We start from the raw sequence: 18,492 nt of genomic DNA on the forward strand, positions 1-18,492 counted from the left end.
TGCATAAATATCTTTCCTGTAACGGATTATCTCCATGTGACGACATCATTCACGAAAAACAGAAGTTTCCGCAAGCTCGGCAAGATACCTGCCGTAATCACTGCATTTATATTTTTCCGCCAGTTTTCTAAGCTGACCGTTATCTATGTAATGCATTTCGTAGGCAATTTCATCAGGAGAACATATCTGGCAGTTGAGTCTTTTTTCCAGTGTTCTGATATACGATGAAGCATCCAGCAGAAGTTCCGGAGTTCCCATGTCAAACCAGGCTACTCCGCGACCGAGCAGTTCAACCCTGAGATTGCCGTTTTTGAGATAAATATTGTTTATATCGGTTATTTCAAGTTCATTACGGGCAGACGGAATAATGCTTTTAGCATATGAAACAACACTGTTGTCGTAAAAATACAGTCCGGTTACCGCATATTTGGAAACCGGATTATCAGGCTTTTCCACTATTGATACCGGTTCCTGTCTGTCGTTGAACTCAATCACTCCGTATCTTTCCGGATTGTTGACGACGTAACCGAATACCACAGCCCCGCTCTGAAGGGAGGCACACTTCTGCAGCAGATCAGGAAACTTGTGACCGTGATAGATATTGTCACCGAGAATAAGGCACACGCTGTCGCCGCCGATAAACTCCTCTCCGATAAGAAAGGCCTCGGCTATTCCGTTCGGACTGTGCTGAACGGCATACCTTATGCTGAGTCCCCACTGGGAACCGTCATCAAGAAGGCTGCGATAGAGAGACTGATCCCTTGGTGTGGAAATAACCAGTATATCCCTGATTCCCGCAAGCATGAGAATGGACAGAGGATAGTAAATCATCGGTTTATCATATACGGGAAGCAGCTGCTTGTTCGCGGCAATGGTCAGAGGCCAGAGTCTGCTGCCTGTTCCACCCGCCAGAATGATTCCCTTCATGATTTCAACCTCAATTAAGTCCGGATTACACGGAATGCTTCTGCAAAAAAAAACACCTGATTAATACAACAGGCATCCCGAAGATTTTCTCTCCGGAATGCCGTAAAAATAAAAGACCTGAACAGAGGTATTACAGATAAGGATCTTCCTTGTTCAGATAATTTATCACATAGTCTGCAACGCCTTCCTCAAGAGAAGTCATAGGCTTGTCATACCCTGCCTCGCGAAGCTTGGACATGTTTGCTTCAGTAAAATACTGATATCTGTCTCTGATGCTTTCAGGCATATCCACAAAAGTGATTTTTTCTTCAAGTCCCAGAGCATTCCAGGTAGCCTTGGCAAGATCATAGAATGAACGTGCCTTCCCTGTTCCCACATTAAACAGGCCGTTTACTTCAGGATGCTGAAGAAGCCATACGATTACGTTAACAACATCCTTTACGTATACGAAATCTCTCAGCTGCCAGCCGTCCTTATAGTTCGGATTGTATGACTTGAACAGCTTAACAGGTTCATTGTTCTTAACAGACGGGAAGATATGCGCGATAACAGACTTCTGACCGCCCTTGTGATACTCATTAGGACCGTATACGTTAAAGAACTTCAGACCAGCATACTGCTTTGGAGTGGCTCTTCCCTCGGCAATTTCACGTGCAACCTTGACATCAAAGGAAGCTTTACTCCAGCCGTACGGATTAAGAGGACGCAGGGATTTGAGATAATCAAGAGAAGCATTGTCATCAAAGCCGTTTTCACCTGAACCGTAGGTAGCTGCTGAAGATGCATAGATAAACTGTGCATTATTGTCTCGGCAGAAGCACCAGAGCTTCCATGCCAGCTGCTGATTATTGGTCAGTATTCTGTCAACATCTCTCTCGGTGGTTGTGGAAATAGCGCCCATGTTGATTACTGCGGTGATTTCAGACTTGTGAGCCTCCAGAAAATCATCCATCTGTTCCGGAAGAATGATTCCGCCGAGTTCATGCTTGGCAAGATTCTTCCATCTGTCGTCTGTTCCCAGCCAGTCAACAACGTAAACATCATGAATGTTCAGTTCGTCAAGCTTGGCTACAATGCATGAACCTATAAATCCAACACCGCCTGTAACGATAATCATAAAATTTTCCTCAATTCAAAAAACTGACAGTCACGGGCTGTCAACAGATTAAATTCCTTTAATTCAAAGAAATTACATCTTCTTCATGCAGACTTATATCAGCCGCATGTTTCCGTAAAAACTCATTAATGTCATCAGTACTGCCCACGCTGTCAACGGCAATATGATTGCAGAGCACTGCCCTGGCAAGTTCACTTCCGCCGTTTTTACCGCAGATAACGGCAATCAGGCAGTCACAGCCTGATTTGATGTCGTTGAGCTTTTCAATCTGATCGGCACTCAGAGAAGTGAAATCACTGTAAACAATCTTAACAGACTTGTGCTGCTTTCCTGCCTTGGCAATCAGAGCTGCAAGGTCATCGTCACTCAGCATTGAGCTTTCGGCTCTTGCCCTGCCGATATCGGAACAGGCGTTGCAGAGTTCCTCGAAGGAAACAGTGGCTGTCCCCAGTTTGCCCACCACAATACCGGAAGCCTTGTTGGCAAGCACCATGGCATCCTTGATCGCCATGCCTGCACCGATGGCCATACCGAGTGTGGCAAGGGTGGTATCGCCTGCACCTGATACATCGTAAACTTCACGAGCTTCGGTGAAGATATGATTAATCTTCTTTTCCCTTCTGGAAATATGAAGCATGCCGTACTCACTGAGAGTCACAATTAGATTGTCTATATCGTGAGTTTCCATGAGACGAACGGCACCTTCTGTAACTTCTTCATGGAAGGTTTCGCTCTTCGGAGAATATTTTCTGCCTGTAGCCTCACCGAATTCCTTGAGATTAGGTTTAATCAGTGTGGCTCCGCGGTACTTTGAATAATCAAGCCCCTTGGGATCCGCAATAACCGGTTTGTTCAGCTTACGGCAGATGCTGATAATCATCTGAGTGGTTTCAACGGTAAGAATACCCTTGTTGTAGTCAGAAAGAAGAACCACATCAGCCCCTTTGATGGCCTTCATAAGAATGCTTTCAAAACGGTCAAGAACATTGGCGATGATCGGAAGATTCTTTTCGTGGTCAACTCTGACAATATGATTGTTTCCGGCAATAAGTCTGGCTTTTACAATTGTAGGATAATCATTAAGACGAAGCAGATGGCTGTGCACTCCGATATTCTTGAGGAGTGATGAAATCTTGCGACCTTCCGCATCATTGCCGATAACTCCCAGAAAATCACACTTGCAGCCCAAGGAAGTAATATTGGCCACCACGTTACCTGCACCGCCAAGCATTTCCTTCTCATGATCGTATTTGAAAATAGGCACCGGAGCTTCAGGAGAAATTCGTTCAACTTTACCGTAAATAAAACGATCCAGCATAATATCTCCGATAACCAAAGGACTGATTTTACGGAGTTTTTCCAAACGTGTTGCAGACATGCGGTATATCCTCTTATTATAAATTGTTCATATTCGGACTGTACGGTCAGTCAGAGCAGGTCATCCCAAACAACTTAGCACATATTACCATATTATAAGGGATTTAATGCATTATAATAAACCACAAATGCACAGCGGTTCACTGCTTTGACTGTTTTTACGGACAATATGTCCGTTCCTGCCTGATTAAAAGACCGTATTCTGTTTAATTAAGAGAATAAACACATAAAAAAAGGAGTCATGACAAAACATGACTCCCTTAGATAATCCAGCTTAAATATTAAGCTTTAGGATTTGCCTTTGGTGCTGCAGTGGCAGCTGCGGCAGCCTGAGCTGCGGCCTGTTCTTCCTTACCGCCTACGGAACCTAAATAGGTTGGAAGCTGTAAGCCTGCCATCTTTGCAACATCATGAAGAGGCGGAAGACTCTTTACCATGCCTGACAGAAAATCAGCTGTTGAAGTCTTGCCGTCGCCTGAACCGTTGCCACGATCCCAAACGGTAACCTTATCAATCTTGATATTGCGAATAGCTTCAGTCTGCAGAGTAACGATGTCCTGAAGTTTTTCGATCATCAGGAGGGTTGAAGCCGCGTTAACGTCGTCACCGGCACTCTGAACGAGTCTCTTATAACCTTCTGCCTTAGCTTCAAGCAGAGCCTTCTGACCTTCTGCTTCAGCCTTATACTTGAAGAGGATGGCGTCTGCGTCACCCTGTGCAATCTGTCTTGCCTTTTCAGCTGCAGCTTCTGCTTCAATGATGATCTTCTGCTTGTCAATTTCCTGCTTGGCCACTTCAGCGGCATTCAAACGTTGCTTTTCTGCTGAGTACTGAGCCTTCTGAATTTCAACTTCAGCTTCACGCTTTGCAACTTCAGCCTTACGGAATGCTTCAGCTTCGATAACCTTCAGTTCAGCATTCGACAGAGCTATGGTCTGCTTAGCTTCGTTTTCACCCTTGATTGCCAGAGATTCCTGATCAGCAACGTAACAGCGCTTTTCAGCTTCAGCCTTCTTGATACCCTTCTGAGCGGAAGCATCGTTGTTGGCAACCTGAATATCCTTATCCTTTCTTGCTTCAGATTCACCGATAGAACCGAGCTTATCCTGAATGGCCACATCAACCTTAGCCTTGTTTACAGCTTCAGAAGCGGCTTTCTTACCGATACTTGCGATGTAGTCAGCCTCATCGGTGATATCGGTGATGTTTACGTTGATAAGATTCAAACCGATTTTGTTGAGTTCAGGTTCAACATTGATACGAATCTTGGTCTGGAAGTTTTCACGGTCACCGTTGATTTCTTCAATGGTTAAAGATGCAACGGTAAGACGTAACTGACCGATAATGATGTTACGGGCCATGTCTTCAATATCATCAACTGACTGATTTAACAGACAGTCTGCAGCGTTACCCATAATGTTTTCGTCAGGAGAAATCTGTACGGTAAAGCTTGATGGCACGTTAATACGGATATTCTGCTGTGACAGAGCACCGGTTAATGGAATATTGATGGTCATCGGAGTAAGGCTCATGTAGGCATAATCCTGAATCAGAGGCCACACGAAGGTACCACCGCCGTGAATACATTTTGATGAACGACCTTCACCGAACATGAAACCGTAAACTACCAGAATCTTGTCTGAAGGACATTTGCGGTATCTGTTGACCAGAAATACAATGGTTATGAACACTATGATTATACCAAGTGCCACCATCAGCATATAAGGCATATTTATATTCTCCTATGGTTATAGATTTATCCAAAAAAAATAGCTTAATAAAAAAAACAAATCAGTTTTCAATCTGTTTCGTAACTTCACTGATTGAAAAATCACTCAGTTCCAGACCAATCTTTTCAAGTTTCGGACTGATCCTGCACCTCATTCTCTCCACAAATATTTCATCAACGGCACTGATGTCAGAAAGAGATGAGTTTGCGATTAACCAGCGCACCTCACCGGCAACAATGTTGTCTGCCATATTCATAATGTCTTCATCAGACTGATTTAACAGACACTCCGCCGCGTTCTCAACAACCGGTTCACCTGACGCAATCTGCACAGTGTAACCGACTTTTGCCCCGTAACTCCCTTCTTTTGTCATAATTCTGTCTAACGCAAAACTTCCTTTCCTCGGTCTGAGATCCAGATAAGCAAAATCCTGAAGCACAGGCATCACGAACGCTCCTCCACCATGTATACAGTAGGTTTGTAAACCTTTTCCGGCAGAGTATCCGTATACAACCAGAACCTTATCTGCAGGACACTTGCGATAACATCTGGCAGCAAACAATCCTATTGCAACAGGAATAACAACGAAAACAACAATCATCAGAGTGGTCATAACCGAACAGACTCCATAACAAAAAACTTCATATCAGAGTACATAACACCCGCAAAAGTTCCATAATTCTGACAGGATATACATCACCTTCTCAGATGAAACTTCCGTAACATACCGGCATTCCGGTCTCCACGGTCTCTGAACACTGGGAAACAGCGACACCGGCAGTTCAGGTCATTATTCCTGTTTTGCAACCACCAGAAGATTTCCGTCACGGCTTGAGACAATCTTAACCAGAGAGCCGGTTAAAAATTCTGCTGAAGAGTCTTCCGCTACAGCATCTATGTACTTGCGGCGCCCCTGAACATCAACTTCAACCTTACCCATCTGATTAGGCTTGATGGACAGATAAACCTTGGCTGTCTTGCCTACGGCATTTGCTATATCCACGGTACCTTCACTCTGAAGTTTAAGGATTGTGGCTCTGAGCTTGTGTACGATATAGGCCATACCTAATCCTGCTACACAGGTAACGGCAAGAGCAAGTATTATCGCTACAGCACCAGGTTCATCAAATCTTGTAATTGTATACAGACCCGCGGTACCGCCAACCATCGAAAAAGAAGCGATGGACATCAGAGAGAAGAATTTGAATGAAAAATCTGAGGCTCCGAGATCACAAAGCCCTGTTCCCTCCGTATCAATGCCGACACCGATAAAAGAAAGACAAACCTGAATTACAAAAATAAGCGTACCCGCAAATATCAGCAAGGAAAAAATCAGATACGGCATATCAAAAAGCTGAGCAAATTCCATTGTCAATCTCCTAATTACAGATCTAACAAAACACACGAACAAACACACATGTGCGACTTTTTCAATCGTCGCTTTTTTTATGCATTCCATAATTAATACATGGAATGTCCTTCATATTTTTTCAAGAGATACTGTACGAAAAAATATGAATTTTCATGTCTGTATTATCAAATAAATGAATAATTTAATAAGTAAAAACCGAACAAGGAACAAGTAAAATTTCGAGAATTATCACATTATTTATGTGACGGTGCCATGAGAGCTTTTTCTGGGCTCTCACGACACCTGAATTCATGCAATTTCTGACGGCAGATTATCACTAAACAAGATTCTTGAAAAAGGGCTTCATGCGTTCCACCACGCCCTGACTGTGAGCTCCGTATGCAACCACGGCGATACAGAGAAAATATCCATTGATTATGGGATGAATACTCAGTAACCATGGATTTTCGACCAGCTGCCAGATAACACTCACAAAAATGGCGAGAGCTGCCACGTATCCGATTCGGTAGTTTTTAAATACCGTCCAGACAAGAAGAAAAGCCAGAGGCATCAGGGTATCGGTTATTTCCTCGGCAGTGAAATTCATTTTTGACAGATATGCAGAAAAATTGCTGTCGGTCATGGCTCCTGTCACGAGCGGCCTGAAAGCAAGCAATGCCAGAAACAGCCTGCCGATTTTTGCCGACTTCTGTCTGTTTCTCAGTTTAATGATTTCGGGAAACTTTTCCAAATCTTCAGGAGTGATCGCTTCCTCTCTGTTATCAGTGAATTCAGGCGACTCAGCGTCCTTGTGATGCGAAACTTTTGAAAGAGATTCAGATGATGAAATATCGCATGAATCTGATTCGCATGAGTTATCCCCGCCGGCGTTCTCCGAACTGATTTCCTGGCAATCCAAGGATTTCTGCATCATCTGCTTTTCCATTATTAAATGCCGACATACACTCTGAGAATAACGGCAATCCAGCTGACCGCCGTGTATGTCAGAGTCAGAAAAACAGCTGCTGACCCCATATCTTTGGCTCTTCCTGACAGTTCGTGATACTCGTCTCCGATACGATCCACAACTGCTTCAATTGCCGAATTAATGATTTCTGCGAGAAGTACCAGAAAAGGTCCGCTTATGAGAGCTATAAAATAAAGAGCCTTGGCCTCCTGTGCGTCACTGACAATCCAGAATGCAGATGCAAAAAGAATCACGGAAAGAATGCAGTCCTGCCTGAATGCCGCCTCGTTGATAAAAGCAGCCTTCAGTCCCTTTATACTATATTTGCCGGCATTAATAATTCTGGTAATGCCGGTTGCTCCTGTCTTAGCCATATTTATATTTTCCTTTACTTAACCACAAAATTTTCAAATCTTAACTGACAATAAAGCTCAACTTTCCTTTACGTAACGGACAATCAGCATCAGTTACATCTTCTGATTATCATACAACAAAAAGTGACATAAACATCTGTAAAAATTAAAAACAGTATGAAAGACAGGATAGTGAGCAAAAATATTTATACGGCAAAAACATTACTGACAGGAATTATCCGTTTTTCTTTTCCATAATCAGAGACAGCAGAGCATTGCATCCGTTAACAAGATCTTCGTACGTCTGCTCGAAATCACCGGTATACCAGGGATCAGCCACATCTTTCGGACTGTCCGTAAAATCCAGCAATCTGAAACATTTGTTTTCAGGATCTCCGTTTACAATTCTTTTCAGGTTTATTTCATTACTTCTGTCCATATACACCAGATAATCATATCTGCGGTAGTCCTCAATGCTCACCTGAGTTGCTCTGTGATCGGTAAACGGAATATGGTGTCTTCGTAACTGTTCCTGAGCAGGTGGATAGATTGGATTTCCTCTGTTCCCCCAGATTTCCTCACGACTTGTTGCAGCTGAATTGATTTCAAAACGATCTGATAAATTACGCTGATTGACAATATTTTTAAAAGTAAATTCAGCCATTGGAGATCTGCATATATGCCACTGATAAGTTCTGACGATCCAGCCTGGATTTTTTCCATCAGCTGACCGTAATATCTACTTCCGCTCACACTATCCAAGCTCATAAGTCCGGCCAGAATCATCTGCATATTCCGGGATGTCAAAATGTCCTGTCCATACGGTATCCGTTCATAATGGAAATACCACCTCCGGCCCCTTGCATAGTGTGAATCGGTATTCCCACCTTGCAAAGAGCTTCTATATACCTGCCTATCGTTCTTCGGGACACTTCAAAATGCTCCGCTAGCTCAGGTGCAGTTATCATCTCTTTCTGCAATAGTATCGACAATATTCCGATCAGCCTGTCAATCTCCATATGCTCACCTTTCCTGTTTATGCTAACAAAGCAAACATGACAACTGTATGTCTTGTTTATGATATATTTTTTCCTGTACCTTGATTTTATACCTAAGGTACAGGAAAAAAATAATATAAGCCCATTGTTCCGTATGTCATTTTCCCATTAGCCCAATTTAGCTTTTACGGTTGTTAAACGATCGCAAAAGTTGACCACCTGCAAACAAGAAAAAACAGACAACGGAGTGGTCATGAAAAAAGCCAAAAATCGTAAAATGCCGGAATATCTCGTAAGGAAAAAACGGTATTACAAGATGTTTGATTCAATCTTTCAAAATCAGATCAATGAACTTTCTAAACAAGGACAGTCAATCAGGGGAATAGCCAGAAAATTAGGAATTTCAAGGCAATCTGTTCGCAAATACATGAACGTAACGGCAAGTATGTAAATCTCCTTACTAAATCTGATTTTTTAAACAAGATAACGGATATTACAAAACTACCGGTTAAGTCAGCTGTTTTAACACAGAAGCAGTATGAAAAAATCATGAATTACCGGTTCAAATAATCCATATTTATCCATGATAAATTACGAGGCAAATTCTTTAGAATTTTTAAAATTCTCACAAGAATTTTCCGATATATTCGAAAGTCAGGTTTGATAAAAAAATTAATATAAGCTATGATAACAACTATTTGTTAATAATTGGGAAACGTCACTTAAATCAGGTGTATTTTTAAAAATCTGATTCACTATTTAATCTAAAAGTTAGTAAATAGATTTATCAAGGAGGCTATTTTTCTCTTTACTTTAAAGAGTAAACATAGCATTTGTAAGAAATATGAAAACAAGAGTTACAACAATGGTGAAGATTTTTATTCGTAAACATAAAAATCTTGCTTATATTTTATATTATTCTTTCTTTGTATTTTTTCTTTATAGATTAAGTGTTATCACTATTCGCGGAACAGGCCAATCTAAAACAATAATTTGTGCCTCATGGCTTACAGTGATTTTCTTTTTTGTTTTTAGCAATAAATCATTAAAATGGTGGATAGGATTTCCAATTGTTCTTATCGCTTGTCTTTAGGCCCCAGTCGCCGCTAAATACGGCCCCCCAAATTATTACCTATTAGGTTCTTTATTGGGAACAGACTCACAGGAAATAAAAGATTATATCTCAATAATAGAGTTAAGAGATTATCTAATATCTATCAAAATTATTACATACTTCGTTGTAACTATATTAATTAGCAGAATGAAGTACCTCTTCAAGATTCAATGGATGAATAAGTTACCACGAACTAACTATCAGGCAATTATTATTGCACTTTTAATAATAGTTGTTCCACCTCTTGATTTTTTTCATAATGTATACAATGCATACAATGAACTTAATGTCATGTCAAATAAGATGCTGCCACAGGACTGGCAGATTACTTCAGTATCTCCAAAATACAAAGATTATGTTCTTGTGATAGGAGAGTCTGCAAGAAGAGATTACATGCATTTGTACGGATACCCTATTCCAAATACACCATTTTTTGATTCTATAGAAAAAGAAGTATTATCAAACATCACTGCATCAGATTTTAATACCATATCATCACTTACAAAGACATTAAATCTAATTGATAAGAATAACCGTAATTACAAATATGGCCAACATATAATATCTTTAGCAAAATCAGCGGGATTTGAAACTTTTTGGTTAAGTAACCAAGGAAGAAACGGTCTTTATGATACCCCCGTATCTAAGATTGCAATTGAATCAGAACATGTAATTTTTCTAAAAAACGGCACGTTTGATGACACCCCCTTCTCAGACTCCGATCTTCTCCCTTTTTTTAAGTCATACATTGAACAATCACCCACAGTTCCCTATCGCCTGTTTGTTCTTCATCTTATGGGATCGCACATAGATCCTTGTAGTCGAGTTATTAATTATTCAAAAAAACTTCACTTCGAACACAACAAACATAATAAACAAATTGAATGTTATATTAATTCTATTAAGCAAACTGATGAATTATTGGGGGAACTTTATAATATATTGCAAAACAACAAGGAACATAGTGGAAGAAGTTTTTCCATGTTCTACATTTCTGATCATGCACTGAGTTATGACAAACACAAGAAGGTTTTTGCATATGAACCTAATAGAATTAAACAATATGAAATCCCTTTTGTAAAAATATCTTCAGATACCCAAAAAAATACTATATATACCTCTCGAAAAAGTGCTATATATTTCTTCGAAGAATTTGCACATTGGATCGGCGTAAAGAGCAAACTATTTGAAGATATGACTTTATTTTCCGACAAAATTTATACAGATATTGTGATTGATGACATAACTGCAAATGATAAAGAAGATGATAAGGCCTTAGATTTATCAAAATAATCTATCCTAATTCACACAGTCGGAGATGTCTATAAAAGTAGCTAGCAGAATCAACATGATTGCTTTATCGTATAGATTCCTAAAAATAAGCTTATGAGTATTCGTTAATTCTTTTGCCCCTCATTTGTGGGTGAGCGTAGTGACGGTATTTATTGAAAAAAATCGGAATACTCCTCTATCACGTGAAGAAATTTACATTTTAAATTTTATTTTAATCAGTAATATTGTGCAATGTTAGATACAATAATAACTCTAGTTAAAGACAAATTTAAAAAGCTCTCAACAGAATGGATCTTTTGATAGTTTTAAAAGATCGTAACCGATGCAAATAAGATTTTGGCATACAAGGAGCAAATCTCTCCAGTCAGCTCACCTGTCTGGATATCCAATTTTCTGTAACAGCCGTCAGCTTCGTCAGGTATGATTAAATCGCCGGTAAAGGTATCCTTCATCATATACGGATTTGAAAATACTTCATGATTTCCGAGAATGACGACTCTTTGCCGTTCATACCGCTTCTTAATGATACTGAAGGGGTTTGAGTCCTGTGTAGGTAAGTTCGTTATCTTCAATTCTGATTTTTATGGACCTCAAGTGATCCCTAAACATAGTCTTACACTTAATTCCGCAATCTTCATCCTCCATGTTCTGAATATACGCGTTGTCAACCTTGGTAAGCGTAATTACGGTATTTTCAGCTTTTTCTCTGTTAGCTGACCTCTGCATCTGTTCTTTGTCAAAAAAAACTATTTCTGGAGATACATAACTACGAATTTCCTCAGGATGTCTATCAATTAAAACGACAGACTCACTCCGAAGAGCAATAACATATCTGTTGTTTAGCTTTTTGTAAAGCTTAAACATATAGTCACTGCCTTCACTTCTGTAAGTTTGGCTGAGGAAGTAGTTTTCGATTCTTTCGGAAGTGAAACGATTTCTGGCGGCCCAATAAGTGTATACAATATACGAAGTATAAACTACCGGAATTACAAAAAAGATTAGTACTATGGCAATTACCATTGATATTGCAAGTATTTCAAACTTCTTCAAAAACTTCATTCTGAACATTCTGATGTTTCGGATAAGGTATGTATCTGTGCTAACTTCTGCATGTGATTTGGTATGCTGTAATTATCCTTCGGGAAATTTTCAGACACCTCATTTCTAATGAATCTAAATCAGATTGATAGTAAGACGATTAAGAATATAAAACCAATGAGGACGGAACCGATCTTTCAGAAGGCCTGCTTCACTACTCCTCAAATCATGCTGTGATAAAGTTATTAAGTCAATTTCAGCCTCTGTTGTGGATTCATAAAAATTCCTGTACCAAAATAAGCATTCATCAGCCGTATATTTGACAAACAACGTTTTATGCACAGCAGAAATACTTAAGCTTTACAGCTTCATTTCAGTGTTTCTCAATTCTGCTTCCTTTACATTTATTTGAACAGCCGCATAACAGTGAAGCCGGCATTGTTTAAAAGTCCGGACGGGAGCCGGCAGAATGTAAGACAAAACTGAAATCCTGACTCAGTTGTACATTTGCCGTCATAAAGCTGTCGCCACGGATTCAATGATTAATACAGGAAGTAAAACTTGGCTTGAAAGCTTGATTTTTGGCATAAAACATCCAAAAATCCCCGATTATTTCGCGGAATTTTGATAAAATACGGCTGTTAGGGGTGTGCTTTTTGGAAAGCACTCGCTGTTAGTTTCACCATGGGACATTGTTTTTTCATGAAGTCTTTTATTATCCTGCCGTTAATGATAATGCTGGGCATTATTCTGCTGACAGGGCCTAAGGCCTCTGCGGATGCCGGTATGACACAGGACAGTCTGATATACTGCTCAGAAAAAAACATTTCTCATATGAACCCTCAGCGGCATCCGATTTCCTCAATGGCCTCCTCCATTTCCTTTGCCGTATATGACCGTCTGCTGAGCATTGATCCGCAGACAAAATCCACTAGAAGTTCCATCGGCACCCTGGAAAAAATTTATCAGAACGACACCGTATACGTTTTTAATATTGCAAAGGATATTTCGTTCCAGTCAAACCAGTTCTTCACTCCAACCAGAAAACTCAACGCTGAAGATGTTGCGTTCAGTTTTGACCGAATGATTAACAAGGATAATCCTTTCTACAGACCTATTGAAGATTTTCCGTACATATCTCATATGGATATCGTGAATAATCTGATAAGCGTAAAAGCCGTCGGTCCGTACAAGGTTGAATTCAAAGTCAAACAGCCAACAAACCTTCTTCAGCCGTTTCTTGCCACCGACAACTCAGTAATTCTCAGCAAGGAATATGCCGATACCATAATTAAAAAGAACCTTCCCATAGATACCATCGATCACTATGCAATCGGATCCGGCCCGTATCAGCTGAACACTTTTGTCAGGGGCAGATATGCCAAACTGAAAAAATTTTATGATTATCACGGTCCGAAACCGCAGGTTCAGAATCTGATTCTGACCAATTCATACAGAGCAAACAAGCTTCTGTACAAACTTTTTACCGGCGAATGCCACATCATCAGTAATCCTACAGCCAGCCAGATGAGTTTTCTGCAGAAGGTTCCAGAGGATTTCAACATCCTTCAGAAAAACACCATTAACGGCACCTTTATAATCTATAACACGAAGAAACCTTATCTGAGCACGGGAGCCCTCAGAAGAACACTGTCATCAATGTTCAGTCTGGAAGAACTGAACAGTACCGTTTTCTTTGATCAGGGGCATTACATTGTCGAACTGTTCGATGAAAAACCTGCCAATTTTCTGAAAATTCAGAATAACTCCCCTTCGCCTGCTACCGGATCTTCCTCCATAGATGATGTGGAAAAGGAACTGCTCGGAGAGAACGTAAGCAAACCGCTGGTACACGAAAGATCCGACAAGTTCGTCAATCAGTTTAATGAAGATATTCCTGAATACGCCATTCCTAAAAAAGAGATTCCAGAACCAGGATACGAACTGTTTGCTCACGTACTGACAAGAGATGAATATCTTGAAGCCTATGAAACGCTTAAGCAGCAGGAAATTGAAATCACCATATTCCAGTCTAACGTGATTTCCAATACCGCCCACTCCAAGATTGCCCAGTTTCTCAAATCAAATTTTGAAAAAAAGGGAATCAAAGCCAGAATTAAGACATACAGAACAAATCAGGGACAGAACAGACTTAAAAAGGGACTGTTTGACATCGCCATCGTAAACGTATACTCAGATTCAGAAAGTCTTATCTATCAGATGATTTCCTGCAGAAAAAACAACCGCAGACGCTCATCACTGAATTCAAACATCAGCTATACCGGAAATTACACCGGCTGGTGCAATGATACTCTGGAAAACATGTACGAGGATCTTTCTTACCTTGATAAGAACGATCCCGACGCCATACGTCTGCAGAAGTACATTATGAACATACTGGTAAACGAAATGCCGGTATATCCGCTCATATACAACATTAATCTGTTCGTGGCCATGGAATACATTAAAGGACTCGAACCAACCCCTTACGGCGGTGTATCCTTTATCAACGCCTATATTGAAAAAAACAGGGGGACTGATAAATGATTGAGTTCATTTTCAAAAAGATGCAGCTTTTTCTGATCACCATGTTTATTCTGACTCTGATCCTTTTCTGGGCTCATATCAGACTCGGCGACCTGGAAATCAACAGAATAGTTCCCGACTACATTCATTATGCGACAGACCTCATCACCTTAAAATTCGGAAACAGCAGTGAAAGCGGCATGCCTATTATCGAAGAAATGAAGCTGTTCTTTCCCCCTACCGTTGAACTCCTGCTGCTGTCGCTGGTAATATCGTTCGGCTTCGGTATCTTTCTGGGAATAGTAGGCGGTCTGAACCATCACAGTTTTACAGATAAATGCATCTACGGATACTGTCTGCTGAGCAGTTCGGTTCCCGTATACTGGAGTGCACAGATTTTTATTCTGCTGTTCTGCATTTACATAAAAATATTTCCGACAAGCGGTAATATATCACTGCTCTACGACGTTCCCAGATACAGCGGATTCATGACCATCGATGTAATCATCTACGGAAACTACGACGTATTTATGGACATGCTCAAGCATCTGGCCCTGCCACTGACGGCACTGAGTATAGTGCCTTGTGCAACATTCGCCAGAATCACCCGCAGAGCTACAATAAATCTTACTCAGAAATACTTTATAAAAGCGGCATACTGCCGCGGTGAAAGCAAGTTTGACATCGGTGTTCATCATGTACTGAGAAACATTCTTCCGGACATTATCCAGAAACTGAATATTATTATCTGCAATCTGTACTCCAGCTGCATCCTTGTGGAAGTTATATTTGAATGGCCGGGTACCGGACTGTGGATTACCCAGAGTATTTCAAACTCTGACGGCAGAATCATTGAGGCAACTACCTTTGTGCTGGGAACCAGCTTCCTGATACTGAACATAACCCTGGATATTCTCAGTACCCTGGTAATCAACCGAACCCGTTTAACACACAGCTGATAACACAGGAACCGCCATGTTTGATTTAAACAGAGAAGCAAAAGAGCTCCAGTCTGACAAGGACATAGCCTGGCAGATATACAAAAAGAGCACTACGGATGTAATCGGTCTCTACACACTGGTTCTCTGTATCTGTGTTATTTTCATTCTGCCTCTGTGCGTCAACTTTGACCCGCTGACTCAGAATGTGGCCGAAAGACTGCTGCCTCCGTCATGGAGTGACAGAGGTAACCTGCATCACTTTCTGGGTACGGATGAATTCGGTCGAGACTTCCTTTCCCGACTGATGATCGGCGCTCAGAACACCACCAAATACGCCTTCCTGGCATGCACTGTTTCCATGATTGTGGGAACCTGCTTCGGACTTTCAAGTGCCATGTCCCGGCGCAGAGCGCAGAAAAGCGTGCTTCACCATATATTCGATATTCTGTTTTCCATACCGTCCATCCTGATAGCCCTTATTACCATCGGCATACTTGGCCCCAGTCTTCCCCACGCGGCCCTGGCAATAGGCATATCCCTGCTGCCGAGATTTATTCATGAATCATATCATGCTGCCCAGACTGAGCTGGAAAAGGAATACGTGCGTACGGAAATCGCCGAAGGTTCTTCCAGAATGCATCTTTCCTTAACAACCATTCTGCCGAACATAATGAGTACCATTATCTCCAACATGTCTCAGGGGCTTTCCATCGCCATCATGGACATAGCCGCGGTCGGTTACCTCGGTTTCGGAGCCCAGCCGCCTACTCCGGAACTCGGAAACATGCTGGCATCAGGCATAGACATCATCTACATAAGCACTTCCAAAGCAATTATTCCGGGAGTGGCAATGATTGTACTCATTTCATCCATTCAGCTGGTGGGTCACGGTATCTGCCGCGTTCTGAACACGGGGGTGTCTGATGCTGCTTGATATCCGAAATCTTACCATTCTGCTTAGAAATGAAACGTCATATGTTCAGGTATGCAAAAACTTTGACCTGATGATAAATGACGGGGAAATCTGCAGTCTTGTAGGCAGTTCAGGCTCCGGCAAGAGTCTGATTATCAAGGCCATCATGGGAATGTACGGTCATGACATGAAGGTTACCGTGGACTACTTTAAATTCAGGGACATGGATCTTACAAACCTCAGCGTCAGCGAACGCCGTAAGATACTCAGCAAAGAGGTGGGCATCATCTTTCAGGAGGCGAGAGCCAGCCTGGATCCGGAACTGCCTATCGGTGTGCAGATGAGAGCATCTCTGAACAACAGCTGTTTTGACGATAAATGGTACCGCTGGCCGTTCTGGAGATTCAGAGCGGTTAACAATATTCTGCACAAGGTAGGCATCAAAAACACCAAACCGGTATTAAGATCCCTGCCGTATCAGCTTTCCGAGGTTCTCTGTCAGAAGATAATCATAGCCATGGCTCTGTCCAGAAAACCGAAACTGCTGATTGCCGACTCCCCCATCAGCGGTATGACCAGTACGTCACAGGTACAGATTCTCAAACTGTTCCACAGCTATATTGAAAACAATAACGGCACTTTGCTGTATATAACCAATGACCTGGGACCGGCCTCCAATCTGATGGATAACATAAAAATGCTCTACTGCGGCCAGATTGTTGAAAGCGGTCCGAAAGAACAGGTTATCAACTCCCCTCATCACCCGTTCACCCAGTCAATGATTAATGCCATTCCTGAATTCAACCGTCAGGTAAAAGTAAAAATGAAACTGGACGTATTGAGAGGTGACCCGCCGGAGTTTACCCAGACACCTATCGGATGTCCGCTGGGACCGAGATGTCCTCACGCGGATCGCGAATGCAACACCATGCCGCCTGTAGTCAAGACCAAGAACGGTTTCTTCAGATGTTATTATCCTTTGAATATGGAGAAGGAAAATGAGTCAAAATAAGCATATTCCTTTACTTCAGGTAAGCAATCTGGGAGCCACCATTCGCAACCGCAAGTATCTGTTTTTTCACAAAAAGATTGATATACTGAAGAATATCAGCTTCACACTGGAACAGAATCAGACTCTGGTACTGATTGGTGATGCAGGCTCCGGAAAATCAACACTGCTGAAAATTCTGAATAATCCGTACATATCGCATACGGGAGAAATTCTCGTTCACGGAAAACCGTTAAGGGATTACGAACGAAGAGACAGAATAAGCTTTATCCAACTGCTGTCATCCGACTATGAAAATGCGGTAAATCCGCATAAACGAGTCAATTTCATTCTTGAACAGCCGCTCAAACTCAATACCGATTACTCGGCGGTTCAGAGGGATTATCGTGTAGACCAGATGCTTGAATATGTCGGCCTGTCCTCCACCATAAAATACAATTATCCCGGCTTTCTGACATCAAATCAGCTGCTGAGACTCGCTTTTGCCAGAGCGCTTATCATGGAACCGGAAATTCTGCTGGTTGACTCAAATATTGAAAAGCTGGATGCACAGCTGCGTTCACACTGTCTGAACCTTCTGATGGACTGTCAGCAGGAAAAGAAAACAGCTCTCATCATCTGTCTCAATGACATCGGTCTTATCAAGCACATTGCCGACAATATTCTGGTACTGAGTCACGGCAACCAGGAAGACTACGGCAATGCAAAGTTTATTATCAGCAAGCCTGAAAAGGAAATCACCAAAAGACTGATTCAGGACTACAACAACGAATACAGAATAAGACCGGAAAGATAAGCCGCTGAACCGGTAGTCTGTCAACTGCCATTAAAGGAGACA

General features: G+C 41.5%; 18 protein-coding genes. 7 read left to right on the forward strand and 11 right to left on the reverse strand.

The window, feature by feature from the left end; translation table 11 throughout:
- Positions 1-45: 45 nt before the first annotated feature.
- From rfbA to BMY80_RS12345, 10 genes are all read right to left on the reverse strand, one after another.
- Entirely contained in the window at positions 46-927 is an 882-nt protein-coding gene (rfbA, locus tag BMY80_RS03905) for a glucose-1-phosphate thymidylyltransferase RfbA (protein WP_093141102.1), read from the reverse strand.
- A gap of 130 nt (positions 928-1,057) precedes the next feature.
- On the reverse strand, positions 1,058-2,044 hold the full coding sequence (gene rfaD, locus BMY80_RS03910; RefSeq protein WP_031579387.1) for an ADP-glyceromanno-heptose 6-epimerase: 987 nt from the start codon (positions 2,042-2,044) through the stop codon (positions 1,058-1,060).
- 58 nt (positions 2,045-2,102) lie between these two features.
- Positions 2,103-3,422, reverse strand: coding sequence for a D-glycero-beta-D-manno-heptose-7-phosphate kinase (gene rfaE1, locus BMY80_RS03915; RefSeq protein ID WP_051621879.1), 1,320 nt, complete (start codon positions 3,420-3,422; stop codon positions 2,103-2,105).
- A 280-nt stretch (positions 3,423-3,702) separates the two neighbouring features.
- Positions 3,703-5,151, reverse strand: a complete 1,449-nt coding sequence (locus BMY80_RS03920) for a flotillin family protein (RefSeq protein WP_093141105.1) — start codon at positions 5,149-5,151, stop codon at positions 3,703-3,705.
- A gap of 61 nt (positions 5,152-5,212) precedes the next feature.
- Positions 5,213-5,764 (reverse strand): SPFH domain-containing protein, encoded by a 552-nt coding sequence (locus BMY80_RS03925; RefSeq protein ID WP_093141107.1) that lies wholly within the window; start codon positions 5,762-5,764, stop codon positions 5,213-5,215.
- Between the two features lie 177 nt (positions 5,765-5,941).
- The gene (locus BMY80_RS03930; RefSeq protein WP_031579383.1) at positions 5,942-6,520 is read right to left on the reverse strand and encodes a hypothetical protein; all 579 of its coding nucleotides are present in this window, start codon (positions 6,518-6,520) and stop codon (positions 5,942-5,944) included.
- A gap of 319 nt (positions 6,521-6,839) precedes the next feature.
- A complete protein-coding gene (locus BMY80_RS03935) occupies positions 6,840-7,436 on the reverse strand; it encodes a hypothetical protein (protein WP_143066445.1) in 597 nt (198 codons plus the stop codon).
- A 14-nt stretch (positions 7,437-7,450) separates the two neighbouring features.
- Complete coding sequence (locus BMY80_RS03940) at positions 7,451-7,843, reverse strand: diacylglycerol kinase (protein ID WP_093141112.1); 393 nt, start codon at positions 7,841-7,843, stop codon at positions 7,451-7,453.
- A 214-nt stretch (positions 7,844-8,057) separates the two neighbouring features.
- Complete coding sequence (locus tag BMY80_RS03945) at positions 8,058-8,561, reverse strand: low molecular weight protein-tyrosine-phosphatase (protein WP_342741910.1); 504 nt, start codon at positions 8,559-8,561, stop codon at positions 8,058-8,060.
- 64 nt (positions 8,562-8,625) lie between these two features.
- Positions 8,626-8,841 carry a helix-turn-helix transcriptional regulator gene (locus BMY80_RS12345; protein WP_218140313.1) on the reverse strand — a complete coding sequence of 72 codons (216 nt, stop codon included), beginning with the start codon at positions 8,839-8,841 and terminating at the stop codon, positions 8,626-8,628.
- A 232-nt stretch (positions 8,842-9,073) separates the two neighbouring features.
- Between BMY80_RS12345 and BMY80_RS03955 the strand changes: the two genes are divergently transcribed.
- Together BMY80_RS03955 and BMY80_RS03960 are read left to right on the forward strand one after the other, a co-directional pair.
- Entirely contained in the window at positions 9,074-9,271 is a 198-nt protein-coding gene (locus tag BMY80_RS03955) for a helix-turn-helix domain-containing protein (RefSeq protein WP_093141117.1), read from the forward strand.
- An 837-nt stretch (positions 9,272-10,108) separates the two neighbouring features.
- A complete protein-coding gene (locus tag BMY80_RS03960) occupies positions 10,109-11,227 on the forward strand; it encodes a phosphoethanolamine transferase (RefSeq protein ID WP_177178486.1) in 1,119 nt (372 codons plus the stop codon).
- A gap of 519 nt (positions 11,228-11,746) precedes the next feature.
- Here BMY80_RS03960 and BMY80_RS03965 read toward each other — a convergent pair.
- Positions 11,747-12,277 (reverse strand): hypothetical protein, encoded by a 531-nt coding sequence (locus BMY80_RS03965; protein WP_177178487.1) that lies wholly within the window; start codon positions 12,275-12,277, stop codon positions 11,747-11,749.
- A gap of 774 nt (positions 12,278-13,051) precedes the next feature.
- Between BMY80_RS03965 and BMY80_RS03970 the strand changes: the two genes are divergently transcribed.
- Genes BMY80_RS03970 through BMY80_RS03990 form a run of 5 tightly spaced genes read left to right on the forward strand, consistent with a single transcriptional unit; the run spans position 13,052 to position 18,450 of the window.
- Positions 13,052-14,812 (forward strand): ABC transporter substrate-binding protein, encoded by a 1,761-nt coding sequence (locus BMY80_RS03970; RefSeq protein WP_177178488.1) that lies wholly within the window; start codon positions 13,052-13,054, stop codon positions 14,810-14,812.
- Positions 14,809-15,750, forward strand: a complete 942-nt coding sequence (locus BMY80_RS03975) for an ABC transporter permease (protein WP_031578966.1) — start codon at positions 14,809-14,811, stop codon at positions 15,748-15,750. Before BMY80_RS03970 ends, BMY80_RS03975 begins: the two co-directional genes overlap by 4 nt.
- 16 nt (positions 15,751-15,766) lie before the next feature.
- Complete coding sequence (locus BMY80_RS03980) at positions 15,767-16,666, forward strand: ABC transporter permease subunit (protein ID WP_093141127.1); 900 nt, start codon at positions 15,767-15,769, stop codon at positions 16,664-16,666.
- Positions 16,656-17,657, forward strand: coding sequence for an oligopeptide/dipeptide ABC transporter ATP-binding protein (locus tag BMY80_RS03985; RefSeq protein WP_093141130.1), 1,002 nt, complete (start codon positions 16,656-16,658; stop codon positions 17,655-17,657). Before BMY80_RS03980 ends, BMY80_RS03985 begins: the two co-directional genes overlap by 11 nt.
- Positions 17,644-18,450: an ATP-binding cassette domain-containing protein gene (locus BMY80_RS03990; protein WP_093141132.1), complete on the forward strand. Its 807-nt coding sequence runs from the start codon at positions 17,644-17,646 to the stop codon at positions 18,448-18,450. The genes BMY80_RS03985 and BMY80_RS03990 overlap by 14 nt, the downstream gene beginning before the upstream one ends.
- Positions 18,451-18,492 lie beyond the last annotated feature (42 nt).

This window comes from Ruminobacter amylophilus (genome assembly GCF_900115655.1).
Taxonomy (GTDB): Bacteria; Pseudomonadota; Gammaproteobacteria; order Enterobacterales; family Succinivibrionaceae; genus Ruminobacter; species Ruminobacter amylophilus.